Origin of the sequence: Paenibacillus tuaregi (assembly GCF_900086655.1) — a bacterium.
GTDB lineage: Bacteria > Bacillota > Bacilli > Paenibacillales > Paenibacillaceae > Fontibacillus > Fontibacillus tuaregi.
In genome coordinates this window covers 5,050,882-5,077,375 of sequence record NZ_LT575476.1, presented here as the reverse complement: position 1 = coordinate 5,077,375, position 26,494 = coordinate 5,050,882, and the positions used below count along the sequence as shown (strand labels likewise).

The following is a 26,494-nucleotide window of genomic DNA, read 5'->3' as shown; positions in this document are numbered from 1 at the left end:
GTATTTGAGTTATTCGGGAGAGAAATGGAGAGTCGGCATGAGAGGGGAATTTGGAAGGCTTCTGCATGGGATCAAGTATTGGTGGGATCGCAGGTCGCTACAGACCCGGCTGATCGCTGCTTCGATATTGATCGTTCTCATACCGGGGCTGATTGTGTCGGTATATTCTTTTCGTGCGATTAATGAAACTTATATCGGAGATACGCTCAAGAAGAGCGAGAACCTGCTGGAAATGGAGCAGCTCCATATCTCCAACCAGGTGGAAGTGCTGGAGAGAGCAGCCCAGCTGGCCATTTCAGATAGGGATGTGATCAATTACCTGACGAGTGATACCGACCCGAACACCCAGGAGCTCATAGAGTTTAATGAGAGCGCTTTTGCCAACTTAACCCGTATTCAGGTCAATAACCCCAATATCGAGCATCTTAGACTGTTCTCCAGCAGCAGGCAGGTGTATGAAATTTGGCCGATTATTTTCAGGGAGGATCGGGTGAGGAAGGAGCCCTGGTTCCCTAAGGCTGCCGGCCTGGGAGATCAGGAGCTGTGGGTTTTCCAGCATAGCGATCCGGAAATTATGCAGCGGTTCACTCCCCAGGCGCCGGACACAACGCCCAAAGTGTCTCTGCTTAGGGAAATGAATATTCCCGCAGGCCATCACGCGGGTTTGATCCAGGTGGATATGCTTCTGACCCACTTTACTTCAAAGACGTTCTCGGGCAGACAGGACAACGAATCCCAAATGTATTTGATTGACTCAGATTTGGAGCTGTTCACCAATAGAAATAACCGGCTCGGCAAGACCAGTCCCGGTCTGGCGGGGGCCATTCAGAGCCGGGTCCGCATGCTTCGGGACACCCATAAGTGGAATCAGGAATACAGAGAGAATGGAAAGTCTTATCTGCTTACCTATAGAAAGCTGGAGCAGATCGACGGGTATCTGCTGAATGTAGTATCGCTTGAAGGTGTGCTCCGCGACATTTCCACGATCCGTAATATGATCATTGGTGCGAATGTCGGCTTTATTGTCCTGGTCACGCTGATCGCTTATATTCTCAATGCGTTCATCCTGAAGAACCTGAAGAGGCTGACGGAAACAATGAAGAAGGTGCGCAAAGGCGAGCTGAACACGGGAATTGAAATCCGTGGGGGTGGCGAGGTTGGCGAGCTTGCCCATCATTTCAATAAATTGATGAGGACGATTAATGAGCTGATTGCCCAGTCGGTACGCAAGCAGGCCTTGTCCAAAGAAGCGGAGCTGCGCACCCTGCATAACCAGATTGATTCCCATTTCCTCTACAACACGCTGGAGAACATTAAGATGCTGGCTGAGATGGAGAACCAGTACAAGATTTCCGATGCTCTGACCTCGCTTGGAGGAATGATGCGCTACAATTTCAAGTGGTCTGGGGAATATGTGAAACTAAAAGATGAGATTAGGCATATCCAAAACTACATTGAGGTTATGAATATCCGCTTTGAGGAGCCGATTAAGCTCCAGCTTGAAATTCCGGACGAATATATGGAGCTGGAAGTACTGAAGGTATCCCTTCAGCCCATTGTTGAGAATTCAGTTAAGCATGCCTGGGAGGAGCAAGATGGATCATCTGATCATAGGATTACCATTCGCGCCGAAGAAAGCGGCAGTGGAAGGGTACAGATCTCTATCACTGATAACGGAAAGGGGATACCCGAAGACAGGATTGCTTTATTAAATCAACGCTGCGAGGAAGCCGGGCATGAGCGGTCAGGCTTTGCGTCCTCAGCCTCTATCTCCTCTACAGAGCTGAAAGCCGGAGTTGGGGGGATCGGGCTGCTTAATGTTCATCAGCGGCTCAGACTGTTCTATGGTCCCGAGTTTGGACTGCGTGTGGAGAGTGAAGAGGGAAGGTACACAACCGTAAATATGAGCATCCCGAAACGGCTGCTTACAGGAGGTGGTATTCATCATGCAGAAACAATTATTGATCGTGGATGATGAGAAGAATATCAGGCAGGGCCTTCAGGTGATGATTGAACGGCAGTATCCGGGAAAATATGAGATTCGGACGGCTATTCACGGACAAGAAGCCCTGGACATGCACAGGCAGCAGCCTGCCCATATCATCCTGACTGACATTCGGATGCCTGGAATGGATGGATTTCAACTGATGGAACAGCTGAGCCAGGAGGAGACCGGGGAAAGGCCAACTCTTGTGATTCTCAGCGGTTATGATGAATTTGAATATGCCAAGACGGCTATCCGGTATCAGGTTGTAGAGTACCTTCTCAAGCCGATCCGTCGTGAAGAGCTGTATGCCGTGCTGGAGCGGATTGAGGAGGAAAGCCAGAGCCGGATCCGGATCAAGCAGCAGCTCGCCGAGTCCGAGAAGTTCCGGCGCGAGCTGAGGTCCAGTCGGCTGCAACTCCTGTTAGGCGGCGGGGAGTTGTCTGCCCCTGAACTGACGGCCATTGGACAGCAGATCGGGTTCCCGGATTATAAGCTTCCGTTTCAAGTGGTCGTGCTAACGTATATTCGTGAGGATGAAGGGTGGATGAAACGTGATGAACTTCGACTTCTTGGCGACAAGCTGGTAAAGGAGGCAGGGGCGGATTATGAAGCGGGCGTGCTTGACGCCCAAGGGAGAATGGTGTGGATTACCTCCCAGCCCCAAGCCTTTCAGACCGCAGCCGAGCAGGCTGAAGCAAAAGGTCTCGGCGGTGTCGTCATGGGAATCAGCAGTGAGGGGCACGCATTGCCGGATATTTATCGGTGTTATGAGGAGGCGCGGACTGCACAAAAGTATGTGTTTACCCTGTCTCACGGGAACTATGTCCGGTATGAATCCATTCAGGAACGAAACCGGCAGGAGGAGCCGATACCGGCAGAGGACATCCGCAAGCTGGGGAATCTCCTTGGCTGGAAGCCGGAAGAGGAGATCAAGGACCATCTTCAGGCCATTTTTAAGACCAACCAGCTGCCCCAGATCAGCATTTCTTATTTAGAAAGAGTGAGCCGTGAAATTAATGAACGGGTGCTGGATGAAGTGTTCCGCATATACGGAGAGGCTTCCATAGAGCTGCTGAAAATGTACCGCCGGGTGGGAAGCTTGTACAACTTCCGTCATTTTCACGCGTATTACCGTACATTGGAGCATCTCTTGATCTGCTTGAATGACTATATCAGGCAGATCAGCTCCGTGCACTCGGGTCAGGCCGATATGAGGAAGGCCTTTGCCTATATTGAGGAAAACTATCATCGTATGCTGAACATGGCGATGGTGAGCAACTACGTATCGCTCAATTACTCCTACTTCAGTGAGGCTTTCAAGGCTGCCGCAGGCGAAAGCTTTGTGAATTATTTAAAAAAGGTACGGATCCGCCACGCCAAGGATAAAATGAACAATTCTTCGTTGAAGCTGACTGAAATCAGCCGAATTGTAGGATTTGAAAGCACCAAGCAGTTTACCCGCGTATTTAAGGAGATAGAAGGAATTACTCCCCAGGAATACAGGGCCAAGCTGGCGGTATCGGTGCAGGTTCAGAAGGATTAATCCGCGGCAGCGGGTTTCTTTATATTTCCAGCCAGGAGGCAGTCTGGTACACTGAAGGAGTGAAATCTAAGCGGGAAAGAGAGGGGATTAACGACATGACAGATTTCAGATATCCGATTGGGCAATATGAGGGCAGCGGCGACAATTCATCTGCCCAGAGGGAGATTTGGGTTCAGGAGATAGATGAGCTCCCGGCCAAGCTTGCTGAGGCCACCCTGGGGCTAAGCGAAGATCAGCTGAATTTGCCTTACCGCGAGGGAGGCTGGACCGTAAGGCAGGTGGTGCATCATTTGGCTGACAGCCATATGCATGCGTATACCCGCTTTAAGCTGGCTCTGACCGAGGAAGAGCCTGAAATCAAGCCATATTTTGAGGAGCGGTGGTCTAATCTTCCGGATGCGCTGACCTCTGATATACATATTTCATTACAGCTTCTGAAGGCCCTGCACGAGAGATGGGTAATCTTGCTGAGGTCGATGGGGGAGTCCGATTATAAGAGAACCTTCTACCACCCTGAATTAAAGAGGGGGATCAGCCTGGATTATAGTCTGGGTAATTACGCGTGGCACGGCAAGCATCATACGGCACATATCACTACACTTAGAGAAAGGCTGAATATCTAAGACATCCAGTTGTCTGAGGTGATTCAGATCTGTGTGGTCGAAGATTACAAGCTTCGAAACCCCGAAGCATCATTGGGGAATCCGGGGTTTGCCGGACGATGAGCTTACGCTGAATTATAAGGTGGATGTGTAAGGAAGGGACTCCCGGCATGACCATGAGAATTAGACAGAGAGAAAGGAGCTCCCTAAATGTTTATAATCAATCTTACCTACCGCCAGCCCCTGGAGGCCGTGGATCAATATCTTGACGAACATGCCCGGTTTCTGGACAGGCACTACCAGGCAGGGAGGTTTATTTTCTCCGGAAGAAAGGTTCCGAGAACCGGGGGAATTATTCTAGCTAAGGCGGCATCCAGGGAAGAGCTGGAGGGCATCCTTAAGGAGGACCCTTTTCATCAGCAGGGGCTTGCCGATTATGACATTACCGAGTTTCACATTACTAAATTTGATGAGCGCTTTGCGTGTTTCATGGACAATTAGGAGGCGAATATATTGAAAGCTTTTATTTTTGATATGGATGGGGTCATTATCGACAGCGAACCGATTCATTTTGAGGTCGAGATCGGTACAGTCAAATATTTTGGGGCCGAAATTACCCAGCAGCAGCTGGAGAGTTATGTAGGCATGACCGCACCTGAGATGTGGAATGTGATTAGAAATGAGTATAAGCTGGCCCATCCGGTAGAGGAGATTCTGGCTTACCAGTTGGAGAACAAGATCAAGGCTTTAAGAGCCTCTGAGCTTGAGCCGATCGAAGGCATCAAAGAGGTGATTGAGGGGCTGAAGCAGCGTCAAATCCCAGTGGGTATCGCCTCCTCTTCTTCACCGGAATTTATTAAGGAAGTTCTGCTTAAATTCGGATTGACCGAATATTTCGATTGTATCGTAAGCGGGGAAGAGGTTCCGAAGGGCAAGCCAGCGCCGGATGTATATCTCAAAGCAGCCGAGCAGCTTGGAGTTAAACCGGAAGATTGTGTGGTGCTGGAGGACTCCTCGCATGGAGTTACCGCAGCCAAGGCGGCAGGTATGAAATGTATCGGGTATGTCAATGTGAACTCGGGCAATCAGGATCTGTCCCGTGCCGATCTGATTGTAAGTTCAATTCGTGATATCAATTTGGATGACCTCAGCCGTATGTAACGGCGGGATGTTTAAACACTATATAAAATGAACGTTAGAACCAACCGCTCTCAGCAGAGAGGACTAGTGGCTCTGAAGCAGCGGAGCGTCCGCCTTTGTCTCCGAAATGCCCCACGGAATATCTAGTTCAAGCATTTCGGAGACAAGAGGGGGCGGAAGAACACTCGGCATTGAAGCGAACTATGATTTGATGGAGGATAGAAATGCTGAACTTCGTGGCATGCTCGCCGGAGACGATTCGGGTCGAAGTAGAGATTATGAATTCAAACCGGGCTTTTAACCTGATGTCGAATGATAAGGAGGAGCTTACTGAGCAGGACATTCTCGATGATATGAATGAATCGTCCAAGCTCGGAGCCGAGCGGGTTCTGCTTCAGGTAGACAATGAATATATAGGGGTTATGGACTGGATTATGGAGAATCCAAATGACGGATACCCTTGGCTGGGGCTGCTGGCCATTCATAAGCAGTTTCAAAGGAAGGGATACGCCCGTCAAGCGCTTGCCCGATATTGTGAGCTTATGCGGGAAAGAGGCGTGTCGTCTTTCCGAATCGGGGTGCTCGTGGACAATGAGCCAGCTCAGCAGTTCTGGACGCGAATGGGATTCCGCGAAGTGAAGAACGGTAAGATGGGTGAGAAGCCGATTATCATTTATGAGAAGGCACTTTGAGCGGAGGGAGAGCATGGGTGATTCACCAAAAAAGACTTGGAAGGCCTCTTTGTCAGGGGACTTCGTATTGAATTTCCCTATCTATGTCGGCTGCTCCTATGGGCTGTTCACCAAATCAGGTGAACTGGGCCAGACGTTCTGGCCACCTCATCCCTTGCCCATCCCCGATAAGGAACGATATGAGCTGAAGCGCCAGTGGGATGTCTGGTGGAACGCTATAGTTATGTATAAATCGCAAAGCAAAGGTCAGGGGTTCAGATATTCACCTGGAATGGGGCTTGCTGATCAGCAATTCTCTGACCTCGAAGGGGATCTATTAAGACAGGCTTGTGTGGATAACTGGCCTGCGTTTAATAGATGGTGGAACATGCCTGCTGGTGGGCAAATAGCTATGTATTATTGGGAAAGCGTTCCGAGGATAGAACGGTATATGCAAAAGCTTGAACAACTGCATGGGAGCCTGAAGTCGTCTTTGTCCCTGGTAGTTGACCTGATCTATACAGGATTGGATGCTCCAATAGAGCCGGAAGAGGGTTATTTGATTATACCGGTTGATGGTCCGTATTTGCTCAAAGAAGAATGGTGGTTAAAGATGTTAAGCCGATATTTCTCGGATTAATTAGGAGGACTAATGAAAGACAGACGCAGTGTTATTGAGGCGGCCGAGCAGTACGTTAAGAAGGAACTTGAGGCTGATCCCAGCGGACATGATTGGTGGCACATTGACCGGGTAAGGCGAATGGCCCTGCGCATTGCTGATAAGGAGCAGGCCGATGTATATATATGCGAGCTTGCCGCACTTCTTCATGATATTGCGGATGAGAAGCTTAACGATTCGAAGGAAGCCGGGATGGCCAAGGTCCACGGTTGGTTGAGTGAACATGTGGAAGACAGGGATGTCATTGACTCGGTTGTTGAGATTATCTCAACGATGTCGTATAACGGCGGGCAGAATCCGCCGATGAAGACGCTTGAGGGACAGATCGTTCAGGATGCGGACCGTCTGGATGCCATCGGGGCAATCGGGATCGCAAGAACTTTTGCTTACGGGGGCTCCCGGGGAAGGGTTATGTATAATCCCGGCGCATATGAGGAGCTGTCTCCTGAAAACTACCGAAGCGGTGACCGGGCTACGATTGACCACTTCTATGATAAGCTGCTTAAGCTGAAAGATCTTATGAACACGGCGTATGGCCGGGAGCTTGCCCTTGAGCGCCATAAATTCATGGAGCTGTATTTAAAGCAGTTCTATCTTGAATGGGGAATAGAGCAATGATGTTGAAGGGGGTCCATGATGTCCGCAGTACCTGGGATGGAGGCGGACTTAGTGCACAGCAGATTATCCGCCATCATAACCGGATTCTGCAAATGTTCGCAGATGTGAAGAATAGCGCAGTAATTCCTTTTTAACCCTGCTAAAATAAAACCATACCCAAATTTCACACTGCATGGCCCGGCTGTAGATCCGTAACGATCTACAGCCGGGCCGTGTTTTTTATATGATAAGAGGAAAGTCAATCTGTACGGAGAAAGGGGCTTAGGATTGGGAAGGATTCTGTTATTAGCGATAGCCGTATTGCTGGCGAGTTTGTCGGGATGCAGCTCAGAGGAGACGCCAGCTAGAGAGTCGATAAAGCTCTTCAACACCCGGGACGAAGCTGTAAGGCAGTATATCAAGAATGAACCGAATAATGGAATTGTTGTTAGCCTGAGTCTTGCTGATGGAGCGGAGTTTCTTCTCTCTAAAGACAGGCAGAAAGTTTACTATCTTGGCCAACTTGTCCAGGAGGGTAATCAGACAGGTGCAGAGCGGATTACACCCGGCTTTAAGTTCGATGGAGAGTGGGTCAAGTGGGAAATTGATTCTTTGGAGCACCGCATGTACACAGTCAAGCTGTCTAAGGAAAGCACTGGCCAAGGCACGTATCTGAAAGAACTCGATATTCGGGTTGTAATCGAGGAAGGCCGGCATCAGAACAGTGCGCCTGACATCATGCCAGTCAATGCTATCTTATCGTATGAGGTACTGGGAACAGAACTGTATGTTCCGGGTGCCGCATAACAAGATTTTCCAATGGTTGGGAACCGGCGGGGTTCATTTTAGGAAACAAGGGGGTACTAAAGAGTAACCGGAATGTTTTCTTGGTGGGAGTCACGGTTTCGATTGGCATTGAGCTGCTGCAGTGAACATTGACCAACCAGCAACTAATCTATCCGAGGTCCGTAGATATAAATGATGTGTTGTTGAATAAGACTGGCTTCGCTGCGGCTTATGGGGCAAGCCGACAAAGAGAGGGGTTTAAGTATGAGAATTGAAGATATGATCATGAACAAATTTACATGTTCGCGGTGTGGGCATACAGAGTGCAAGGTGAAAGAGGTGGCTATGAGCGGCACGGGGCTGAGCAAGGTGTTTGATATCGAGCACAACCATTATTTGTTCGTGTCCTGCACCCATTGTGGAATCGTGGAAGTGTATGACCCGGATGTGCTGCGTGGACATAAATCCGGCAAGCTCGGTACGGTAATGGATATTTTGTTCGGAGGTTAGGTAAAGGAGAAGGAAAGGAGCGAGGAAGGATGGGGATGACCGGAATTCTAAAGCGGATACCCGAAGAGACTCTTGATTTAATCCTCAAGGGGGATCTGGACCCTGAGGATGTGATTCGAAATGAGGAGGAGCCGGGGCTTGATTTGGATAAGTCTTGGCACGCCCTTCATTTCTTACTGAACGGCAGCGCCTGGGAGGGTGAGCCTCCTCTCTTTAACGCTATTCTTGGGGGTGCCGAAATAGGCGAAGATCTAGGGTATGGCCAGATCAGGTATTTGACCAGCAAGGAGGTACAAGAGGTTGCACTAACGTTAGTAAGCATTACAGAAGACGATCTTATGACAAGGTATGACCCGGACGCGATGAATCAGTTGGAGATTTATCCTTTTGACAATTGGTCGGGGCCGGGTGAAAGGGACTATGTACTTTCTTATTATTCAGATTTCAAAGAGTACTATATGGAAGCTGTGAGAAGCGGCAGCGCTATGCTGCTGCTAATTTCATAGTTGCGGGACTGATTCAGGTGGCCAACTCCTGGCTTGTATGGGGGTAGAGGGCAGAAGGGGGGGAGTGCCAGATTTGAGGAAGCTGTTCAAACGTAGGCATATTATCGGTTTGTCTGCCGCCTTGCTGCTGATTGTGGCGAGCTGGGTCGGGAATGTCATATATTATCAGAGCATGCAGCTGAAAGGCCCGCTGTTCATTAAAACGTACATGACCATCACCCAATCGGGGGAGCGGATTGAGCTTCCTTATCTGGAGAACAAGTCAGCCTCCCGGAAGGTGGCACAGGTTATTCTTGATGAGCTTCCTGGGTTGAGGTTTGACATTTCACCTGGCAGTCCTCATGAGTTTGCTCATCAGATTCTGAATACAGCCTCGGCACAGTGGCATGCGGATGAGGGAGGCAGTCTCCGTCTACTGCAAATTCATGAGGCCACCGTCATTTACAATGACGGGCAGTCTGTGAGGCTTCCTATTGGGGAGATAGAGATTGTACCGGATACCAGAGAAACACGGCTGCTGCAATCTCTGACAACTTCAGGATCTACAGATGGAAAGGGCAGTGAGGTGGTGAATCTGACTGAAGATGCGGCTCTCGAGCAGATCACCTGGTCATATAGAGATGTTCTGGAGTCGTACCTTCACATTCGGGAGTCAGATAAGCCGATAGACAGCCTTAAGCTGCCCTTAACTCTTAAGAGAGGGGCAGTCCTGTCGTTTGCCTATCAATGGGATATCCCGAGGGACAGGCTGATCGAGCTGGCCAACTATAGACCCAAGCTGCAGCTCACCTTCCGGTTGAAGGATGGCCAGAAAGTAAGAGAAAGTCTGTCATTAGCCAGGGGGCTTTATTTGTCAGGGCAGCAGATTCGGCAGCTTGTCCAGGCTGGAGGTGAAAAGCCGTGAATGACCGTGCCAATCAGGCGTTTCGCCTTATGGGCTGGGGAATGGTATTTCCCTTGCTCAATCTCCATATTCAAGGCTTTGACTTGATTCCGGACTGGATCGGTTACACCATGGTTCTCGTGGCCTTGAACACCCTCAACCCGATGAATCGCTTCTTTAGGATAGCTAAGTGGATGGCTGTAGTACTGGTATCCGGATCTGTAGCAGGCCAAGCCGCAGGCTTGTTCATCGGCTTTGAGGTGTCTGACTCTTCTTATTTGATACATCAGGTATACTCAGGCCTCATGTCTATACTTCATGCGGCTCTGGTGTACTGCATCTTTAACGGGCTGATTGTCGCGGCATGGGCAGTTTCGCTTCGGGATTTAAGGCACAGCACGGCTGTACGCCGGGACACCTATTTTATAATCGTCTCTGCTCATCTGCTGCTTTGGCCATTTGGGCTTAATCTGGATGATGGATGGATACTTGTGGTAACTGGTGCAAGCATCCTTCACCTTGTTGTTGAAGTGCTGTTTGTTCGACTGCTTTTTAAATTTGCCAAAGAGTATACCGGGGAGATATATGGATAGATAAATCTAAATATACTGCGGAGGTGACGTTTTGGAATTTAAGCTGTTGACACAATACACGTCCGAGGACCAGAGTCTGCTTGGTCCATGCGGCTATAAATCCTATCATAAGTACGAGGTCATCCGATCAGGGACGGCCGAATGTATGACCATACAGATTAGACGGGTTCCCCTCCCGGAACCTTACGTCAAAGAATGGCCGTATGACTCGGATGAGCTTGAGGAGTATAACCGGATTGCAACGCTCGGACATTCGTGGGGGGCTTATATGGACGGGCGGCTCGCTGGAGCTGTAATTGGGGAGCCGCAGACATGGAACAATACACTGCTCATCAGCTCTTTTCACGTGGCTGAACCCTATCAGCACAGAGGCATTGGCAGTGGGTTGATGCGGACTTTCCTGGATGCTGCGGGCGGATCAGGATTCAGGGCGGTGGTGCTGGAGACGCAGAACACGAATGCCCCGGCAATAGACTTCTATCGGCGGTGTGGATTTGGAATCGAAGGGCTCGATATGTCGTTGTATAGCAACGAGGATTTAGGCAGAGAAGTGGCTATTTGCATGAGATACAAGTTCCCAAGTACTTCTGGTGCAATCGGCTTGGCATAATTACATAGGTCGGCGAATAACTCGGTTTCCCTACCTCCATCGCAATTTTAATGCTAGCTTTACAATTGCAGGCATCTCCTGAATTAGTCATATTGTACTATATGAATAGAGAAAAGGACTCATTTGCCAATGGAATCTATTCAGACCAGTAGAAAGCAGGAGAGCAGCATGCCGAAGCAACCCACTTCCAGACTGCACTTACGCAGTCTGTTCACTTATTTCCGGTACCTTAATCATGCCCGCAAGAAGGAAATGATGGAGTACAGGAAGTTTGTGGCCTTTCAACAGATTATGAGAACCAGGGCGTTATCCACCTTTTTTCAGCCCATTCTGGACCTGGAGACGGGGGAGAACCTGGGTTATGAAATATTGAACAGGCCGCCCGTGTCGGAACTGTTCCCCACAACGGAGTACTTTTATGATTTTGTGGGCCAGCAGACCGGCCAAGTCGCCCGGTTCGAGCGCGGCTGCCGGGAGGTCTCACTACAGTCCTTCAGGGAAAAGCAAACAGAGCAGCCGGGGAACAAGGCTCCGCTAATCTTTATGAACGTGCATCCTCTGGCACTCAGCGAGACCAGCTTTGCCAGCGGGGAACTGCTGGAGCTGCTGGATCAGCATAAGATATCCCCGGGCCAGATCGTGTTCGAGCTGACAGAGAAGCAGGCAGTCACAGATTATGAGGCCTATGACGAAGTGCTGTCCGCCTACCGCGAACGGGGCTTTCGAATTGCTATTGACGATGCGGGCTCCGGCTACAACAGCTTGAAGACGCTGGTCTATCTGAAGCCGGAGTATGTGAAGCTTGACAAGTCACTTACACATAGAATTCACCAGAACCCGGTACAGCAGCAGATCGTTACGATCCTGCTGGAATACGCGAATACATCAGGAACCCGGGTTATAGCCGAAGGAATTGAACATATGGAGGAATTATCGTATCTAAGGTCCCGGGGAGTACATATGGGGCAGGGATATGCATTGGGAAAACCCACCATGGAACTGACTCGAGGAGCTCTGCCTGTGGGGGATGAGACTGTTTGTGACTGAAGCGCTTGAACCGGCAGTCCAATTCATGATCTTGTGTTCGTGAAATTTAGAATGAACGGAGTACCAAAGTGTACGATGGGGGTGTAGAATGATTACCCAAATTGGAGAGATTGCAGAAGTAATTCCACACGTCTATGTGAATACCAAATGTGAAAAGGTGGATCAAATCTTCAAGAGCAGCCCTAAGCTGCAGGGGGTTGTTGTGCAGGATGGAAGCCGCCCGTCTGCCTTGGTCATGAGAGCCCGGTTCTATCAGCAGATTGGCACCTTGTATGGGTACAACCTGTATATGGGGCGTCCGGTTGAGCTTGTCATGAACAGCTGTCCGCTAATCGTGGATTACAGTGAGAATATCACGGAAGTCAGCAAGCTCGCCATGAATAGGCCTGAGGAAGAGCTGTATGATTATGTCATCGTTACCCGGGACGGGCAGTTCTACGGGGTGGTCAGCATCCGCCATTTGCTGCTCAGCTTCGCAGAAATTCAGGCGGCCATCGCTACATTCCTTAACCCGTTAACCGGGCTTCCCGGGAATCTCTCCATCGATGAGCGGTTAAGACTCTGCCTGGGACAAGCCCGGTTCAGTGTGCTGTACTTTGACCTGGATCACTTCAAGGCCTATAACGATACTTACGGTTTCAAAGCTGGAGACAAGCTAATCCAAGCTACAGCCTCTATTCTAAAGGAGACCGTGACCGGGCTGGACAGCTTCATTGGACATATTGGCGGCGACGACTTCATTGCAGTCCTGAATGATTACAATTATCCTGAGCTATGCTCGGGTATTATTGGACAGTTCGATGAGATCATCCGGAGCTTCTACACGGAGAAAGATCTTGAGAGACAATATGTAATGAGCGAGAACCGGGATGGGCAAGTAGAGCCGATCCCGCTCGTCAGCATCTCCATCGCGGTGGTTACCAATGAACTGCGCAGCTATGCCAGTATTGATGAAATCGTTCGTGAGTCCGCCCGAATCAAAAAAGTATGCAAAAAACACAGTTTCAGCTGCTACTGTACCAATGAGGGGGAGCAGTCTGAATCTGTGTTGAGACATTAGTCTGCAAAAAAAATGACCGTTTTCAGATGGAAGGGCTTCTTCTAGACATTTAGCTTGCTGCTGCAATCGGCTCCACAGCCCAATTAGTATATGTCTACTGTTGCTCCAAGGGTTGCAGCCTTTATGAAAGGGAGCTGCTGAAGTGTCTTTAGCTGATCCTTCGTTCCTGTAACAACAACGCCGATAATCATGCCTGATTGCTGGTGTGATTTAACCGCAGCAAGCGCTCGTCCTGCATTCTCTGCATAATACGAGTTCGTGCATTTTGCCACGGCCTCGAGATTATTTATGAACTGCTCCTCGGTAGTCCTGTTGCTGTCAGATAAACGTTCGGTATAGGCTTGAAACCCGTACAGCTCTTCGGCCCGCAGCGGTTCTGCCCCATTCTTCAGAGTGTCCCGACTATAGCTGTCTGCCCAGTACCAGGTGGCATGTATGCCCTGCGGCAACATACGGTCTACTTGACTTAGAGTATAGCCTTTATCGAAGGAAAGTCCCATTTCAATATACTGGTCATCGCGCATCCTATTCAGTAATGGAAGATCATTTAAATAACTTGAATATTTCACGGACGGATGGTAAAAGAGCATTTGGCGTTCCCCGCTGCGGTCATTATAGAACCGGGCATCCCCGCCATCATTAACCTGAACACCCATGCTGCTGCCATGCAGTACTTCGCCTTCGCCGCGAATAATATCGAAGGGGACTTTGTGGTCATCCCATGGAATGACCCGATTCTCGATCATCTTGAATTCTTGATACTCGAGGGTTCCTCTCAGGAGACTGAAGTGGAATTGAGGTTTATCCATATACAAATTAGGTCCGGTGATTCGTTTATTCAGCTCAAGCGGGGTTACTGCCTTCCAAGCGGTTTTGGAGAGCAAATACGAATTCAGTAAGTAACCACCACAGAAAACCAATATACTCACCACCCCCGAAATCAGAATATTTCGAAACACACTTCTCCATTTGGCCTTTTGAAATATTTTATTCACGGACTCATCATTGAAGGCCTCTTCCTGTGGGAGTTGTTTATTTCCATGCTCATTCATGCTTACCTGACCTCCTGTATATTTTGGCGAACTGTTTCTTTGCCCGTGATAGATAGGTCTTCACGTTATTAGGCTTCAAATCCATGGACTCGCCGATCTCTTTATAGCTCATTTCATGTTTGTATCTGAGTTCAAGCACTTGCTTGTGCAGCGGGGATAATTCCTGCAGCACTTTCTGCACTTCCTCGCTTTCTTCCTTGACCGCGAGCAATTCCTCAGGCAGGCCTTCTTTGGAGACAAGCTCCTCCGGGGAGGGAAGAGAAGCCAGCCGTGTAGATCGCCTGCATAGATCATAGTAAGCGTTAATGGCTACTCTAAACAGCCAGGCGGAAAGCTTCTCGGTATTAATGGAGTCCGAGTACAGGAATGCCTTGTAGAACGTGTCCTGTACAATATCCTTCGCATCCTCGCTTGAAGCGCCCATCTTTACCAAATAGTTGTGTATTTTGTTCATTTGATTCTGGGTCCATTCCCTCTGCGCAGGGTTCATCTCTTCCCTCCTCCCGGCTCTATAACGTTGGAGCAGCATGAAAGTATACACTTCACGAAAAATTTCTACCGAAAATGTTCATTTAGCTAAGGCTTCTGGACAGCAAAAAACCCGCGCAGCGCGCGGGCCAGGCTAAGGTATAGATGAATCCAGCTGCTTGATTCACTATCACTTACTTATGAAAATATTTGTCCACTCCGCCAGAAATCCCGGCAACCAGCTTGTCCTGGTAAGCGGGGGTCGACAAGCGCTTGTCTTCATCCGGATTAGACATAAATCCAACCTCGATCAGTGTGACCGGTACCTTGGACCAATTGAAGCCGGTCAGATCACTGCGGGGCACCACGCCTCTGGATTTGGCCTTGGTTGCACTCTTCATTTCCTGTTGGATATACTCGGACGCCAGCTTGCTCTTCGCGTAGATGGCTTTCGTGTACTTGTTGCTTTGAGCCGGATAAAGCACGCTGAAGCCTGCGGTCTTCGGAGAGTTGTCCCCATCCGCATGAATGCGGATGAAGAGATCAGCCTTGGCGTTGTTGGCGATATCCGAACGCTCTTTATTGCTCAAATTCACCTTATGTGTCTCGCGGGTCATAACCACCTTGTATCCGCGTTTCTCCAGCTCTTTCTTCAGCTTCAAGGAAATCTCCAGATTCAGCACATATTCCGGTTTTTTGGTAGCTACCCCCTGTGTCCCCGAGCTAACCTTGGGTTTCTTCTCGGCAGCCCCCGGGCCAATCGGTTCCTTCTGGTTGTTGCCCTTAAGCTGATGACCAGGATCAATGCAAATGACATAAGGCTTCTTGGCTTGTGACCCCTCAGCGGATTCAGATGTCCGGGACTTCGCTGCGGAAGAACCTTCAGCACTGGCAGAGGAGACGAAAGCAAACATTAAGGCAAGCATGGCAAGTAGAGATGTGTAATTCTTCTTCAACGCATGAACACTCCTAAATCGCTTGATAGTTAAGATTTCCATTCCAATCTAGTATACAACAATCCATACAACAACAAATACGAAAAATCAGGTTCAGCATAACCTAATGAAGACAGCATGTTCATATCAAAAAAAACGCAAGGCCTGACTCTGCTTCAGGCTTTGCGCTTTACTATTCAACCGTCTATTTCACGTTCTTCTTATTGTTTCTAATGATGTTGTGATAGCGTTCGAGATGCTGCTCATGGGATTTCAGATAAGCATTTGACCCAAAAAGATTATCGTAATAGTCCAAATCCAGGTGGTGGGTCTGCAAATACATTAAGCTGAATACCGAGGGAACGGTAGCCGGAAATTTACCGAAGGTATCAAACACATATTGGGCCTGCAGGGTAACGGCTGCACGGAATTGCTCATCGTGTACTTGCGCACTTTCACGGACTTTGCCACTCTTCTTCCAAGGGCCCGGAGTGTCAGGATGGAATGGTCCTCCGGGTCCAAACTTCCTGTCACAGAAGGCATCAACCGCGGCTTTCATAGACTCGAAGTGCGGCGGGGTGTAGGAGACAAATACATCTTCCAGCCCTGTAGGGTTAGGAAGAGACCATCGCTTATCGGTATCATAACGGAAGCCAAGTCCTGGAACGTCGGGATCTCCGCTGGCCCCTAGCACAGTCAACCGGTCAATTCCGTCGAACATCCAGCCGCCAAGACCTAACGCTTGCTGCATCAATGCACCGGCATAAGTGGATGTGGCAAGCTCAGCCGAGAGCTCTGCTAATGAATACTGGTCGAGGAAGGTGAGCGGAAGCGGATGATCTGTATCCACCAGGTCTTTAAACTGCTCAATGCCCGGGATTTGGCGCTGATTGACATCATCATATATGCATAGCCCGTTCTGTACATAAAAGCACAGGTTAGCGATCGTATGTTGAGCCAGATCACCCACCGGGAAGGCAAGCAGTGTACCGGGTTTGTTCGCTACCCAGGAATTGTGGCCTTCCATGTACGGTTCGTAATTAGGAATATGCAGACGCTCGTCAGAGAGCTTGTGAATGTGTTTCTTATAGGTGCGGAGGAGCTCTTCGACACTCAGCCTTCCATTCTCATCACGCTGGACTTCGGGAACCGCATCACGGGTTTTGAAGATATACGTTCCCGAATCGTCTGTAAAGAAGATTTCAGACGTATGGAAGCCGGCAGCCGAAGGAAAGGTCCGGCCTGTAGCTGAACCGGAGTAATTGGATAGATGGGGTTTATAACGGTCATGACGTGTAACCGAATGGTGCCATCCCGTTACGCCCCCAACTGCAAGCAGAATAAGCAGCCGCTCCAATTCATTAAGCGGGAGGGGTTCATGTTGCGATTTGTAAGCCAGCTGTCCGTCAGGAATCTCAGCTCCCAAGAAGAAACGTCTGGATCGTCTCCCGAACAAGGCATCAACCAAAGGGAAATTTAGCAGGTCTTCAAGCAGCAGGTCATTGTTTACATGATTTTCTTGCCCATTTTGTAATGTTGACATTATCGTACCTCCAAGTAAATTGAAATAAAAAAAGGAGATATTTCTATTGTTTGTTGCAAAAGAAATATCTCCAGTTTGTCTGGTAGAATGTTTATTAAATTCATAGGATTAGTTAAGTTTATGGATTTATAGGATATATTAAACAATGATATAAGGCTTGTCAATCTTGAAAATTACGGATTGACGAAGCTTTGAAAGTTGTGCTAACATGTCCCACATCAAAGCATACTATGTCTATGAGAATAATCACATTTACCGGACCGCCGGAGATGACTTCACTTAATTGCTATTAGGTGTGTCATCTCCTTTTTTATTCGGATCAGTGTATGCGCAATGAAAGCAGCATAGGAGGTACACAGGATGATGAAGTTAAAGGGTTCAATTGTAGATGTGCCGGGGACGAAATTGGGACATGCACACAATGAGAAAGCCCTGACTGGCTGTACGGTCGTTATTTGGGAGGACGGGGCTGTCTGCAGTGTGGATGTCCGCGGCTCTGCTCCCGGGACGCGGGAGACCGACTTGCTTGAACCGACCCGCTTGGTTGACCGGGTCCATGCCGTTTGTCTAAGCGGTGGTTCAAGCTATGGGCTGGATGCGGCAAGCGGAGTTATGGAGTTCCTGGAGCAGAAAGGAATTGGAGCGGATGTCCGCTTCGGTGTGGTGCCTATTGTCCCGGCGGCGGTGTTATTCGACCTGTCCGTGGGAGATCCATCTGTCCGGCCTGACCGGAATATGGGTTATCTTGCGGCCAGCCTCGCTTCGGACGTTGAAGCCCGGCAGGGCAACGTCGGAGCGGGGTGCGGGGCCTCGGTCGGCAAGGTCGGGGGCTTCGAGAAGGCCATGAAGGGTGGACTAGGCACCGCATCCATTAGCCTGCCCGGGGGACTGGTGATTGGAGCGGTTGCCGCTGTCAATGCGCTGGGCGAAGTTCGTGATCCTGCGACCGGAGAGGTACTGGCTGGACCGATTGGAGATGCCGGTGAGCTTGAAGACAGCATCACCTGGCTGGCGAAGCGGCCCTTCTCTTTCAATCCGGTTCCCCCTGGGACGAATACGACACTGGCTATCGTGGCCAGCAACGCTAATTTCAGCAAGAGCCAGGTGAAGAAGGTAGCCGAGATGGCCCAGAACGGGCTAGCCCGCACGATCTACCCGGTTCATACCCTGCATGATGGGGATACCGTGTTCGCTGCCGCGACCGGAGGTGTGGATGCTTCCGTAGACCTTGTCGGGTCTCTGTCAGCAGAGGTGGTGGCAGCGGCCATTGTACGAGCGGTCAAGGCATCTGAATCCGCAGGGGGACTCCCTGCATACCGGGATCTGGCAGGCGGAAGACAAGGGGGGGAATCCGTATGAGCGGCCGTTATCATGTCAGGGACATTCGGATCGAGCGAAATGTTCCCGTTCCCATGAGGGATGGGGTAAGGCTCTTCGCCGACATTTACAGGCCGGATACGGAGGAGGAGTTCCCAGTCCTGCTGATGCGGACTCCTTACAACAAGGAAGATGCACAGACGATGAATTATGCTCATCCATCCTGGTACGCACAGCATGGCTATGTTGTGGTGGTTCAGGATACCCGGGGGCGCTGGGCCTCGGAGGGGGATTTCGATCCTTATCGCAAAGAGAGAGAGGATGGGTTCGATACGATTGAATGGGCTGCGGCTCTACCCCACGTCATTCCGAAGGTAGGAATGTATGGATTCTCTTATGTGGGTGCAGTTCAGTGGCTGGCCGCTTTGGAGCGTCCCCCTCATTTAATCTGTATTGCTCCAGGCATGATCGGGAGTGACGCATATCAAGGAAAGACGTACCGCAGCGGAGCCTTCTCCCTTGCCCTGATCCAGTCCTGGGTCCTGTTCATAGGAGAGAATCATGCTCTGCGCAGCCAGCGGGACGATTGGACCCAAACGTTGTCCAGTCTTGCCTCGTCTGTCCAGAATCTGTATAAGTCCCTTCCCTTGAAGGAGGCCTTCCCTGAGGAGCTTGCGCCCTATTATCAGGAGTGGCTTAAATACTTCACCCGTGGTGAATATTGGGCATCCCAATCTCTGAGAGAGAATTACAATTCCATTGAGGTCCCGGCTCTCCATCTTGGAGGCTGGTACGACATTTTTCTGGACGGCACGATTGAGAATTTCCTTGGTGTGAGACAGGGGGGAGGGACCCAGACTGCAAGAGACAATCAATACCTGCTGTTGGAACCTTGGTATCACATGCCTTGGTCACGATATGTCGGTGAGCTGGACTTTGGCCCTGAGGCCGTCAACCGAATCGATCAGATTCAGCTGAAATGGTTCAACCGGTGGCTCAAGGAGGATCATGGCGCTTGGGAAGGTGTGCCGCCCGTAAGGTATTTCCTTATGGGAGAGAACAAGTGGAAATCGGCAGATCAATGGCCTCTCCCCGAGGCAGAAGAGACCCCTTTCTATCTGCACAGTACATCAAGGGCCAATTCCATTAACGGCGATGGACGGCTCGATCTGAACAAGCCGTCAGATGAGCATCCTGATATTTACGTCTACCATCCTTCAATCCCGGTTCCCGCATTGGGTGGGCGGTCAGGTGCCGTTCCGGACCTGACTCCGATGGGGCCTAAGAATCAGCTGCCGATTGAGATCCGGAATGATGTTCTTATCTATACGTCAGAGGTTCTTACCGAGGATCTAACGATAGCCGGGGATTTGGGAGCCGTTCTGTATGCATCTACCACAGCCGAAGATACCGATTTTGTAGTGAAGCTGGTTGATGTGTATCCCGATGGCAGGGCAATCAATATAGCCGAAGGCATTGTACGGGCAAGCTTCCGTCATTCCCTGGAGCATCCTGAACCCGTGACTCCGGGTGAAGTAGTCAGGTATGAGATTTCACTGGGAGCCACGGCTAATGTGTTCCTTAAGGGACATGCAATCCGTGTGGATATTACGAGTTCCCTGTTCCCTACGTTTGACCGCAATCCGAACCGGTTTAAGGAGCCGGGAGAGGTTAAGGAGACAGACTTTTTGACAGCAACCCAGACGATTTATCATGAGGCGCAGTATCCGTCCCATGTTCTGCTGCCTTGGATCAAGAATAAGAACTAAGAAGTTGAATTTAAGAATTACCAACAGGCAAGAGTGTGAATTGGTTCTGGAGAAGCGAAGCATTCGCCTTTGTGCATCAGGAGGAGAGCATGAAGAAATCTTTTATTTGGTTTGATTTGGGATATACGCTGGTCTATCAGCAGAGGGAGGCCGTCTATCAGCAGTTTCTTCTTGAGCAGGGAATAGACCTTCCCTTGGAGGAGATCGAGCGGGCGTATCATCTGACAGACAAGCTGTTTATGAGGCAGTATCCCGGAGCTTTGGGTAAGGAGATGACCACGTTCTATGCGTGGTATACCGGGGTTCTGAATTACACACTCGGATTACATTTCAATCTGCATGATCAGGTAAACCGGTTGGCTGAATTACAGAACTGTACGAAGCAGCGCTGGCTTCCATATTCTTTTACACCTGAAGTGCTTAAATGGTTGAAACAGAACGCGATTGGAGTCGGTCTGATCAGCAATTGGGATCACAGCGCCAGAGCACTTCTGGACGAGCTGGAGCTTCTCGATTATTTCGACCATATAATGATCTCTTCGGAAGTGGGTGTGGAGAAGCCGGACAAGGAGATTTTCGAACAAGCCCTGCACGCTGCAAGGGTTACCCCAGAAGAAAGCTTATATATCGGGGACAACTACTATGATGATGTGATTGGCAGTTCCAGAGTGGGGATGGAAGCCCTGCTGATTAACCGCTTTGGGCAGCTGGGGATTGAAGAAATCCGGCATGGCCATACGATTAAGTCCATTCAGGAGTTACCGGAAATTATACAAAGATAACCTATGTTCAGGAGGGAAATATGAAAAAGAGAAACCGGATTTTTTCATTTATGATGATCAGCGTGCTGCTTATTGGAGTTCTCTCTGCATGCGGCAGTAGCAAAAACGAGGCTGAAGGTAGTCCGTCTTCCGCAGTAACCGGAAAGGGGACTGGGGATGCCGGGAAGACGGCCGAGGCTGCCAAGGGAGGCAGCATTGTTGTCATTGTCCCGCAGGACCCTGATTATCTGGACCCTCATCTGGCCGTTGCGGCAGGGACTTCCGAGATGATGTTCAATGTGTATGAGGGGCTGCTCAAGCCAAACGAGAAAGGTGAGGTGTACCCGGCAATTGCCGAATCTTATGAAATTTCCAAAGATGGTCTTACCTATACGTTCAAGCTTCGGCAGGGGATTAAATTCCATAACGGGAACCCGCTGACTGCGCAGGATGTGAAGTATTCGTATGACCGTTTGGCCGGCAAGGATACCGGCAAGCCGCTTCAGCCTGCCTTTGCGGGAATTGACAGTATTACAACACCGGATGATCACACTGTTGTCATCAAGCTGAAGGAGAACAATGCATCTTTTCTGACCTCTTTGATTGCAGCCGTTATTCCTAAGAATTATCAGGACAGCAACAAGAAACCCATTGGCACCGGGCCATTCAAGTTCGTTGAGTACGTTCCGGGACAGCGCCTGGTTCTGGAGAAGAACCCGGACTACTATGTGAAGGATGTTCCGAAGCTGGATAAGGTAGAGTTCCGCATCATTCCTGACCAGGAAGCCGCTCTGCTTGCACTGAAAGCCGGCGAAGCGGATATTTTCCCGCGCATCGGTACGGAGAAGCTGGATGAGCTTGGCGATGACTTCAAATCGGTAAGTGCACCACAGAATCTTGTTCAATTGATGACCTTCAATATCGCACGTAAGCCTTTCAATGATCTGAAGGTCCGCCAGGCCATTAACTATGCGATTGACAAAGACGAAATCATCAACGGGGTTGCCCTTGGAAAAGGAACGAAGCTTGGGTCCAACATGAGCCCCATTATGTCCAAGTATTACGAGGCCGGTCTTGAGGATACCTATAAGACCAATCTGGACAAAGCCAAGAGTCTGCTGGCTGAAGCTGGCTACAAGGACGGTTTCTCGACAACGTTAACCGTTCCATCCAATTATAAATTCCATGTGGACACGGCACAGGTTATTGTGCAGCAGCTTGCCAAGGTGGGAATTAAGGTCAAAATCGTGCCTGTAGAGTGGGCCGTCTGGCTGTCCCAAGTCTACCAGGGACGTGACTATGATATGACGATTATTGGTCTCGATGGCAAATTGGACCCGAATGACATTCTTAACAAGTATGTCTCTGATTCGAAGAACAACTTCTTTAATTTCAGTGATCCCGCGTACGACAAGGTGCTGAAAGAGGGACTCAAGGAGATTGACCCGGAGAAACGGGCTGACCTGTATAAGGAAGCTCAGAAAATTCTGACGAATGATGCCGCAGCCGTCTATATTATGGACCCTAATTTGAACGTGGCTCTCAAGAAAAATATTGAGGGATACAAGCAGTATCCGCTGTACGTGCAGGACATTTCGACCCTATATTTGTCAAAATAGACATATCTGGTAATCAGCAAGCTTCAAAAGGGGATGCGCCATCATGAATATCTTGTATTTAACTAGACGTATATTGACATTGCTTCTTACCGTATTCTTTGTGGTTCTTCTATCGTTTGCCGCGTTCCGGATCATTCCGGGTAATCCGGCGCTGGCGATTCTTGGAATGGAGGCTTCACCTGGGCAGGTTGCCGAGCTTCAAGCGAAGCTCGGTGCGAACCTGCCGCTGTTCGAGCAATTTCTGAACTGGATTAAAGGGATTGTGACGCTGGATTTCGGAGAATCGATCCGATTCTCGGAACCGGTTCTTGATATGATTGTCAGCCGTCTGCCCGTAACTTTCTCACTCGCGGTGATATCTCTGAGCATTACGCTGGTCATTGCCGTTCCCCTCGGCATTCTGGCCGCACGGGCAAGAGGACGGGTTATGGATCTAATTATCTCGATTGGCACCCAGCTCGGCCTTGCGGTCCCGTCGTTCTGGACTGGAATTCTGCTGATTCTTATCTTTGGTCTGACCTTGAAATGGTTCTCCATCAGCCAATTCGTTCCCTGGTCGAAGGACCCTTGGCTGGCGTTCAAATCCTTGCTGTTACCTGCTACAGCCGTGGCTATTCCGCAGATTGCCATTGTGGTCCGCTATTTGCGTACAACCATGCTGGAACAGCTGAATCTGGACTATGTGCGGACCGCTTACAGCAAGGGCCTGAAGGAATCGAACATTTACTTCAAACATGTGCTGAAAAATGCTCTGATTCCTGTCATCACGGTCGTTGGCATGAATTTTGGCGAGATTCTGGCCGGAAGTTTGGTGGTGGAACAGGTGTTTACTCTGCCCGGATTTGGCCGCTTGTTGATTACAGCGATCAGCAATCGGGACTATCCATTGATCCAGGGGATGGTTGTGCTGATTGCTTTTATCGTAATCACACTTAATTTTGTGGTCGATCTGTCCTATCGGTGGTTGGATCCCAAAATCCGGTTGAAATAGGAGTCTGACATGAATAGCAAAATAAATTTAACGTTATGGCTGGGTGTTGTTCTTGTATCGATTCTTCTGATCATTATGATTGTCGGTTTATTCTATGTGCCTTACGGAGTGAACGATATGAATATTACGGACCGGCTTAAAGCACCCGGAAGTGCACATCTTCTGGGAACCGATAATTTCGGCCGGGATATTCTGAGCAGGGTGATGGAAGGGGCGCGTACGGCGTTCGCCGTAGGGTTTGTAGCCGTAAGCATAGGTGTTATAGGAGGTTTTATTATCGGCTCATTGGCCGGTTACGTTGGCCGCTGGGTGGATGAGGTATTGATGCGTGCTATTGATGCCCTGATGGCCTTCCCCGGAATTCTACTTGCCTTGATTCTTGTCGCCATCTACAAACCAAGTCTATTTCAGACCATGATCGCTATTGGGGTACTGTCTATTCCTACCTTTGCCCGCATCATCCGAAGCGGCTTCCTTCAGTACAAGGAGGCTGAATTCGTCAAAGCTGCGAAGGGGCTTGGAGCAAGCCATGCAAGGCTGATTGTCACTCATATATTTCCGAATATATTGTCCTCCATTATTGTGGCGGCCTCCCTCAGCTTCTCCACAGCGATTCTGATTGAGGCCGCGCTGAGTTATCTGGGGCTTGGGGTTCAACCTCCCGACCCCAGCTGGGGGAGGATGCTGAATGAGTCCCAGAGTTATATCAGCAAGGCGCCATGGTACACGCTGGCTCCCGGCATTTTCATTACACTGACGGTGCTCGGGTTCAATCTGCTGGGTGATGGAATTCGCGATCTGCGGGACCGCAGGAAATAGAGAGGACACGAATTGGAAAGGAGAATACAGATGCCGCACAAGATAGATGAACAAGCGCTCCTGCTTGATATCCGCAGTTTGGATGTTGACCTCAAATCCCCGAAGGAAACTCTGCCTGTGCTGGAGGGGATAACCTTATCTGTCCGTCCCGGGGAAGTTGTTGGTATTGTTGGTGAATCCGGGTGCGGCAAAAGCATACTTTCGCTGTCGGTGCTCGGTCTGCTTCCCGGTAATATGAGTATCCGAAGCGGAGAGATCTGGGTCGAGGCCAGCCCGGTGCATCAGCTGGGCAAGGAACAGATCCGCCGGATCCGCGGTCGGAAGGTGGCTATGATCTTCCAGGACCCGATGACCTCACTGAATCCTTCGCTGACCATTGGGCAGCAGTTGATTGAAGGCATCCGTCTGCATCTTGAATACTCCAAGACAGAGGCAAAGGCGCACGCAATCAGACTGCTGCACAAAGTAGGATTGTCCCGCCCCGAGACGCTGCTTGGTGAATATCCCCACCAACTATCAGGGGGAATGCGGCAGCGCGTAATGATCGCAATGGCGTTGTCCTGCAATCCTGATCTGATCATTGCGGATGAGCCGACAACGGCCCTGGATGTGACGATTCAGGCGCAGATTCTGGATCTTCTCAAGCAAATTAGCGAGGAGGAAGGAACCGCGATTCTTCTGGTGTCCCACGATCTTGGGGTCATCCTGGAGATGTGTGACCGGGTTGCTGTCATGTATGCAGGCCAAATTGTTGAAGAAGGTCCTGTTGATGATATATTTACCGGCCCGAAGCACCCTTACACCATTGGGCTGATGAGTTCGGTTCCATCTCCAGGCAAGAAGAATCAGCGCCTGTTCTCGATTAAGGGAACCGTGCCTTCCTTAAGAGAGCGTAGAGGAGGATGCCGCTTCAGCACGCGTTGTGCTCATGCGACAAGGGAGTGCTTTGAAGGAACCCCTGTACTCAAGCAGGTCAGCGGGGCACATTCCGCACGCTGCTTTTTACTGGAAGAGAGGGGAGCTGAAGCTGATGCAGTCAGTTGAGCATATTGTGGAGATAGACAGCCTCATCAAGCAGTATCCGGTCGGCGGCGGCTTGCGCGCCAAGCAGGTCCTTCGCGCGGTGGATGGAGTATCCCTCTCGATTCGAAAGGGCGAAACCCTAGGGCTTGTTGGCGAGAGCGGATGCGGGAAATCCACGACCGGGCAATTGGCGGCCCGGCTGATCCCGCTAACCAGCGGGGAGATTAAGTACAAAGGAAGGGACATTACACAGCTTCGCGCCAGAGAATCGAAGGCAGTCCGAAGAGAAATTCAATATGTGTTTCAAGATCCATACACATCGCTTAACCCCAGGCATACTCTGGGCACCTTGCTGGAGGAACCGCTCGTCATTCATGGAATTGGGGAACGGCGAGAGCGAAAATACAAAGTGCATGAGATGCTGGAGCGGATTGGACTTAATTCGGCTTATTCGGCTCATTATGCCCATGAGCTCAGCGGAGGGCAAAGACAGCGGATCGGAATCGCCAGAGCGCTGATGCTGGAGCCGGAATTTCTTATCCTGGATGAGCCGGTGTCGGCCCTGGATGTGTCGGTTCAATCACAGATTCTGAATCTGCTCAAAGATTTACAGAGTCAGTACGATCTAACCTATTTGTTCATCTCGCATGATCTGAATGTGGTTCATTATATGAGTGACCGGGTTGCGGTTATGTATTTGGGTAAGGTCGTGGAATTGACGGATGTGGATACCTTATACGCGTCCCCGCTCCACCCTTACACGCAGGCCCTGATCTCGGCTATTCCCACCGGGACGGGTGAGGTGAAGAGAGAACGAATTATTTTGCAGGGTGAACTGCCGAATCCGCTGGAGATTCAGGGGGGCTGCTCCTTTCAGAGCCGATGCCCTTATGCATACGACAGGTGTAGCAGGGAGGTGCCTGCTCTGACTCATGGAGGGGAAGGCCACTTGGTGAGGTGTCACCTGCACAGCTAATGGTAAC

General features: G+C 50.0%; 29 protein-coding genes and 1 pseudogene. 26 read left to right on the top strand and 4 right to left on the bottom strand.

Features of this window, described 5'->3' with window-relative positions; genetic code table 11:
- The first annotated feature begins 37 nt into the window (after positions 1–37).
- The 18 genes and pseudogenes from BN6628_RS22845 (at position 38) to BN6628_RS22770 (ending at position 13,214) form a co-directional block, all read left to right on the top strand.
- On the top strand, positions 38–1,975 hold the full coding sequence (locus BN6628_RS22845; protein WP_068620885.1) for a cache domain-containing sensor histidine kinase: 1,938 nt from the start codon (positions 38–40) through the stop codon (positions 1,973–1,975).
- A complete protein-coding gene (locus BN6628_RS22840; RefSeq protein ID WP_068620883.1) occupies positions 1,947–3,530 on the top strand; it encodes a response regulator in 1,584 nt (527 codons plus the stop codon). The genes BN6628_RS22845 and BN6628_RS22840 overlap by 29 nt, the downstream gene beginning before the upstream one ends.
- 95 nt (positions 3,531–3,625) lie before the next feature.
- Positions 3,626–4,153, top strand: coding sequence for a YfiT family bacillithiol transferase (locus tag BN6628_RS22835; protein ID WP_068620881.1), 528 nt, complete (start codon positions 3,626–3,628; stop codon positions 4,151–4,153).
- Positions 4,154–4,193: 40 nt separating this feature from the next.
- Positions 4,194–4,286 (top strand): annotated as a pseudogene (locus BN6628_RS25785) (tautomerase family protein); the annotation flags it as partial.
- Positions 4,287–4,342: 56 nt separating this feature from the next.
- Positions 4,343–4,633: a YciI family protein gene (locus tag BN6628_RS22830; protein WP_068620879.1), complete on the top strand. Its 291-nt coding sequence runs from the start codon at positions 4,343–4,345 to the stop codon at positions 4,631–4,633.
- A 12-nt stretch (positions 4,634–4,645) separates the two neighbouring features.
- A complete protein-coding gene (locus tag BN6628_RS22825) occupies positions 4,646–5,293 on the top strand; it encodes an HAD family hydrolase (RefSeq protein ID WP_235847687.1) in 648 nt (215 codons plus the stop codon).
- A gap of 203 nt (positions 5,294–5,496) precedes the next feature.
- Entirely contained in the window at positions 5,497–5,964 is a 468-nt protein-coding gene (locus BN6628_RS22820; protein WP_068620875.1) for a GNAT family N-acetyltransferase, read from the top strand.
- A gap of 13 nt (positions 5,965–5,977) precedes the next feature.
- Positions 5,978–6,583, top strand: coding sequence for a hypothetical protein (locus BN6628_RS22815; protein ID WP_068620872.1), 606 nt, complete (start codon positions 5,978–5,980; stop codon positions 6,581–6,583).
- A 12-nt stretch (positions 6,584–6,595) separates the two neighbouring features.
- Positions 6,596–7,240, top strand: coding sequence for an HD domain-containing protein (locus tag BN6628_RS22810; protein WP_068620870.1), 645 nt, complete (start codon positions 6,596–6,598; stop codon positions 7,238–7,240).
- Complete coding sequence (locus BN6628_RS26230) at positions 7,237–7,374, top strand: isochorismatase (RefSeq protein ID WP_148449310.1); 138 nt, start codon at positions 7,237–7,239, stop codon at positions 7,372–7,374. Before BN6628_RS22810 ends, BN6628_RS26230 begins: the two co-directional genes overlap by 4 nt.
- A gap of 133 nt (positions 7,375–7,507) precedes the next feature.
- Positions 7,508–8,026, top strand: a complete 519-nt coding sequence (locus BN6628_RS22805) for a hypothetical protein (RefSeq protein WP_068620868.1) — start codon at positions 7,508–7,510, stop codon at positions 8,024–8,026.
- Between the two features lie 243 nt (positions 8,027–8,269).
- Positions 8,270–8,515, top strand: coding sequence for a zinc ribbon domain-containing protein (locus BN6628_RS22800; protein WP_068620866.1), 246 nt, complete (start codon positions 8,270–8,272; stop codon positions 8,513–8,515).
- A gap of 29 nt (positions 8,516–8,544) precedes the next feature.
- Complete coding sequence (locus BN6628_RS22795) at positions 8,545–9,021, top strand: YfbM family protein (RefSeq protein WP_068620864.1); 477 nt, start codon at positions 8,545–8,547, stop codon at positions 9,019–9,021.
- A gap of 64 nt (positions 9,022–9,085) precedes the next feature.
- Positions 9,086–9,925, top strand: coding sequence for a hypothetical protein (locus BN6628_RS22790; protein ID WP_148449309.1), 840 nt, complete (start codon positions 9,086–9,088; stop codon positions 9,923–9,925).
- The gene (locus BN6628_RS22785; protein WP_068620860.1) at positions 9,922–10,497 is read left to right on the top strand and encodes a hypothetical protein; all 576 of its coding nucleotides are present in this window, start codon (positions 9,922–9,924) and stop codon (positions 10,495–10,497) included. Before BN6628_RS22790 ends, BN6628_RS22785 begins: the two co-directional genes overlap by 4 nt.
- A gap of 31 nt (positions 10,498–10,528) precedes the next feature.
- The gene (locus BN6628_RS22780; RefSeq protein ID WP_068620858.1) at positions 10,529–11,107 is read left to right on the top strand and encodes a GNAT family N-acetyltransferase; all 579 of its coding nucleotides are present in this window, start codon (positions 10,529–10,531) and stop codon (positions 11,105–11,107) included.
- Positions 11,108–11,275: 168 nt separating this feature from the next.
- Entirely contained in the window at positions 11,276–12,154 is an 879-nt protein-coding gene (locus BN6628_RS22775) for an EAL domain-containing protein (protein WP_068620857.1), read from the top strand.
- A gap of 88 nt (positions 12,155–12,242) precedes the next feature.
- The gene (locus tag BN6628_RS22770) at positions 12,243–13,214 is read left to right on the top strand and encodes a GGDEF domain-containing protein (protein ID WP_068620855.1); all 972 of its coding nucleotides are present in this window, start codon (positions 12,243–12,245) and stop codon (positions 13,212–13,214) included.
- An 83-nt stretch (positions 13,215–13,297) separates the two neighbouring features.
- Here BN6628_RS22770 and BN6628_RS22765 read toward each other — a convergent pair whose 3' ends face one another.
- The 4 genes from BN6628_RS22765 to BN6628_RS22750 form a co-directional block, all read right to left on the bottom strand.
- On the bottom strand, positions 13,298–14,266 hold the full coding sequence (locus BN6628_RS22765) for an anti sigma factor C-terminal domain-containing protein (protein ID WP_068620853.1): 969 nt from the start codon (positions 14,264–14,266) through the stop codon (positions 13,298–13,300).
- Complete coding sequence (locus tag BN6628_RS22760; protein ID WP_068620851.1) at positions 14,259–14,756, bottom strand: RNA polymerase sigma factor; 498 nt, start codon at positions 14,754–14,756, stop codon at positions 14,259–14,261. Before BN6628_RS22760 ends, BN6628_RS22765 begins: the two co-directional genes overlap by 8 nt.
- Before the next feature lie 172 nt (positions 14,757–14,928).
- Positions 14,929–15,690 carry an N-acetylmuramoyl-L-alanine amidase family protein gene (locus BN6628_RS22755; protein ID WP_235847686.1) on the bottom strand — a complete coding sequence of 254 codons (762 nt, stop codon included), beginning with the start codon at positions 15,688–15,690 and terminating at the stop codon, positions 14,929–14,931.
- Between the two features lie 184 nt (positions 15,691–15,874).
- Positions 15,875–17,212, bottom strand: coding sequence for a hypothetical protein (locus tag BN6628_RS22750; RefSeq protein WP_068620847.1), 1,338 nt, complete (start codon positions 17,210–17,212; stop codon positions 15,875–15,877).
- Between the two features lie 360 nt (positions 17,213–17,572).
- On the opposite strand from BN6628_RS22750, the gene BN6628_RS22745 reads away from it, so the two are divergent.
- The 8 genes from BN6628_RS22745 to BN6628_RS22710 all read left to right on the top strand — a co-directional run bounded on the left by BN6628_RS22745 (position 17,573) and on the right by BN6628_RS22710 (position 26,487).
- Positions 17,573–18,571 (top strand): P1 family peptidase, encoded by a 999-nt coding sequence (locus BN6628_RS22745; protein ID WP_068620845.1) that lies wholly within the window; start codon positions 17,573–17,575, stop codon positions 18,569–18,571.
- The gene (locus tag BN6628_RS22740; protein ID WP_068620843.1) at positions 18,568–20,298 is read left to right on the top strand and encodes a CocE/NonD family hydrolase; all 1,731 of its coding nucleotides are present in this window, start codon (positions 18,568–18,570) and stop codon (positions 20,296–20,298) included. The genes BN6628_RS22745 and BN6628_RS22740 overlap by 4 nt, the downstream gene beginning before the upstream one ends.
- A gap of 89 nt (positions 20,299–20,387) precedes the next feature.
- Entirely contained in the window at positions 20,388–21,080 is a 693-nt protein-coding gene (locus BN6628_RS22735; RefSeq protein ID WP_068620841.1) for an HAD family hydrolase, read from the top strand.
- 20 nt (positions 21,081–21,100) lie between these two features.
- Positions 21,101–22,678 carry an ABC transporter substrate-binding protein gene (locus BN6628_RS22730; protein ID WP_068620839.1) on the top strand — a complete coding sequence of 526 codons (1,578 nt, stop codon included), beginning with the start codon at positions 21,101–21,103 and terminating at the stop codon, positions 22,676–22,678.
- Between the two features lie 43 nt (positions 22,679–22,721).
- Positions 22,722–23,669: an ABC transporter permease gene (locus BN6628_RS22725; RefSeq protein WP_068620837.1), complete on the top strand. Its 948-nt coding sequence runs from the start codon at positions 22,722–22,724 to the stop codon at positions 23,667–23,669.
- 9 nt (positions 23,670–23,678) lie between these two features.
- Entirely contained in the window at positions 23,679–24,488 is an 810-nt protein-coding gene (locus BN6628_RS22720; protein WP_068620836.1) for an ABC transporter permease, read from the top strand.
- A 30-nt stretch (positions 24,489–24,518) separates the two neighbouring features.
- Positions 24,519–25,532: an ABC transporter ATP-binding protein gene (locus tag BN6628_RS22715; RefSeq protein WP_068620834.1), complete on the top strand. Its 1,014-nt coding sequence runs from the start codon at positions 24,519–24,521 to the stop codon at positions 25,530–25,532.
- Complete coding sequence (locus BN6628_RS22710) at positions 25,519–26,487, top strand: ABC transporter ATP-binding protein (RefSeq protein ID WP_068620832.1); 969 nt, start codon at positions 25,519–25,521, stop codon at positions 26,485–26,487. The genes BN6628_RS22715 and BN6628_RS22710 overlap by 14 nt, the downstream gene beginning before the upstream one ends.
- Positions 26,488–26,494 lie beyond the last annotated feature (7 nt).

What these genes read in the sequence shown, in the direction of transcription:
- BN6628_RS22760 (WP_068620851.1), bottom strand. Translation starts at nt 14,756, where the DNA reads ATGAACCCTGCGCAGAGGGAATGGACCCAGAATCAAATGAACAAAATA.
- BN6628_RS22775 (WP_068620857.1), top strand. Translation starts at nt 11,276, where the DNA reads ATGCCGAAGCAACCCACTTCCAGACTGCACTTACGCAGTCTGTTCACT.
- BN6628_RS22820 (WP_068620875.1), top strand. Translation starts at nt 5,497, where the DNA reads ATGCTGAACTTCGTGGCATGCTCGCCGGAGACGATTCGGGTCGAAGTA.
- BN6628_RS22795 (WP_068620864.1), top strand. Translation starts at nt 8,545, where the DNA reads ATGGGGATGACCGGAATTCTAAAGCGGATACCCGAAGAGACTCTTGAT.
- BN6628_RS22730 (WP_068620839.1), top strand. Translation starts at nt 21,101, where the DNA reads ATGAAAAAGAGAAACCGGATTTTTTCATTTATGATGATCAGCGTGCTG.
- BN6628_RS22740 (WP_068620843.1), top strand. Translation starts at nt 18,568, where the DNA reads ATGAGCGGCCGTTATCATGTCAGGGACATTCGGATCGAGCGAAATGTT.
- BN6628_RS22835 (WP_068620881.1), top strand. Translation starts at nt 3,626, where the DNA reads ATGACAGATTTCAGATATCCGATTGGGCAATATGAGGGCAGCGGCGAC.
- BN6628_RS22840 (WP_068620883.1), top strand. Translation starts at nt 1,947, where the DNA reads ATGCAGAAACAATTATTGATCGTGGATGATGAGAAGAATATCAGGCAG.
- BN6628_RS22715 (WP_068620834.1), top strand. Translation starts at nt 24,519, where the DNA reads ATGCCGCACAAGATAGATGAACAAGCGCTCCTGCTTGATATCCGCAGT.
- BN6628_RS22750 (WP_068620847.1), bottom strand. Translation starts at nt 17,212, where the DNA reads ATGTCAACATTACAAAATGGGCAAGAAAATCATGTAAACAATGACCTG.
- BN6628_RS22815 (WP_068620872.1), top strand. Translation starts at nt 5,978, where the DNA reads ATGGGTGATTCACCAAAAAAGACTTGGAAGGCCTCTTTGTCAGGGGAC.
- BN6628_RS22845 (WP_068620885.1), top strand. Translation starts at nt 38, where the DNA reads ATGAGAGGGGAATTTGGAAGGCTTCTGCATGGGATCAAGTATTGGTGG.
- BN6628_RS22720 (WP_068620836.1), top strand. Translation starts at nt 23,679, where the DNA reads ATGAATAGCAAAATAAATTTAACGTTATGGCTGGGTGTTGTTCTTGTA.
- BN6628_RS22830 (WP_068620879.1), top strand. Translation starts at nt 4,343, where the DNA reads ATGTTTATAATCAATCTTACCTACCGCCAGCCCCTGGAGGCCGTGGAT.
- BN6628_RS22810 (WP_068620870.1), top strand. Translation starts at nt 6,596, where the DNA reads ATGAAAGACAGACGCAGTGTTATTGAGGCGGCCGAGCAGTACGTTAAG.
- BN6628_RS22770 (WP_068620855.1), top strand. Translation starts at nt 12,243, where the DNA reads ATGATTACCCAAATTGGAGAGATTGCAGAAGTAATTCCACACGTCTAT.
- BN6628_RS22725 (WP_068620837.1), top strand. Translation starts at nt 22,722, where the DNA reads ATGAATATCTTGTATTTAACTAGACGTATATTGACATTGCTTCTTACC.
- BN6628_RS22745 (WP_068620845.1), top strand. Translation starts at nt 17,573, where the DNA reads ATGATGAAGTTAAAGGGTTCAATTGTAGATGTGCCGGGGACGAAATTG.
- BN6628_RS22800 (WP_068620866.1), top strand. Translation starts at nt 8,270, where the DNA reads ATGAGAATTGAAGATATGATCATGAACAAATTTACATGTTCGCGGTGT.
- BN6628_RS22765 (WP_068620853.1), bottom strand. Translation starts at nt 14,266, where the DNA reads ATGAATGAGCATGGAAATAAACAACTCCCACAGGAAGAGGCCTTCAAT.
- BN6628_RS26230 (WP_148449310.1), top strand. Translation starts at nt 7,237, where the DNA reads ATGATGTTGAAGGGGGTCCATGATGTCCGCAGTACCTGGGATGGAGGC.
- BN6628_RS22710 (WP_068620832.1), top strand. Translation starts at nt 25,519, where the DNA reads ATGCAGTCAGTTGAGCATATTGTGGAGATAGACAGCCTCATCAAGCAG.
- BN6628_RS22735 (WP_068620841.1), top strand. Translation starts at nt 20,388, where the DNA reads ATGAAGAAATCTTTTATTTGGTTTGATTTGGGATATACGCTGGTCTAT.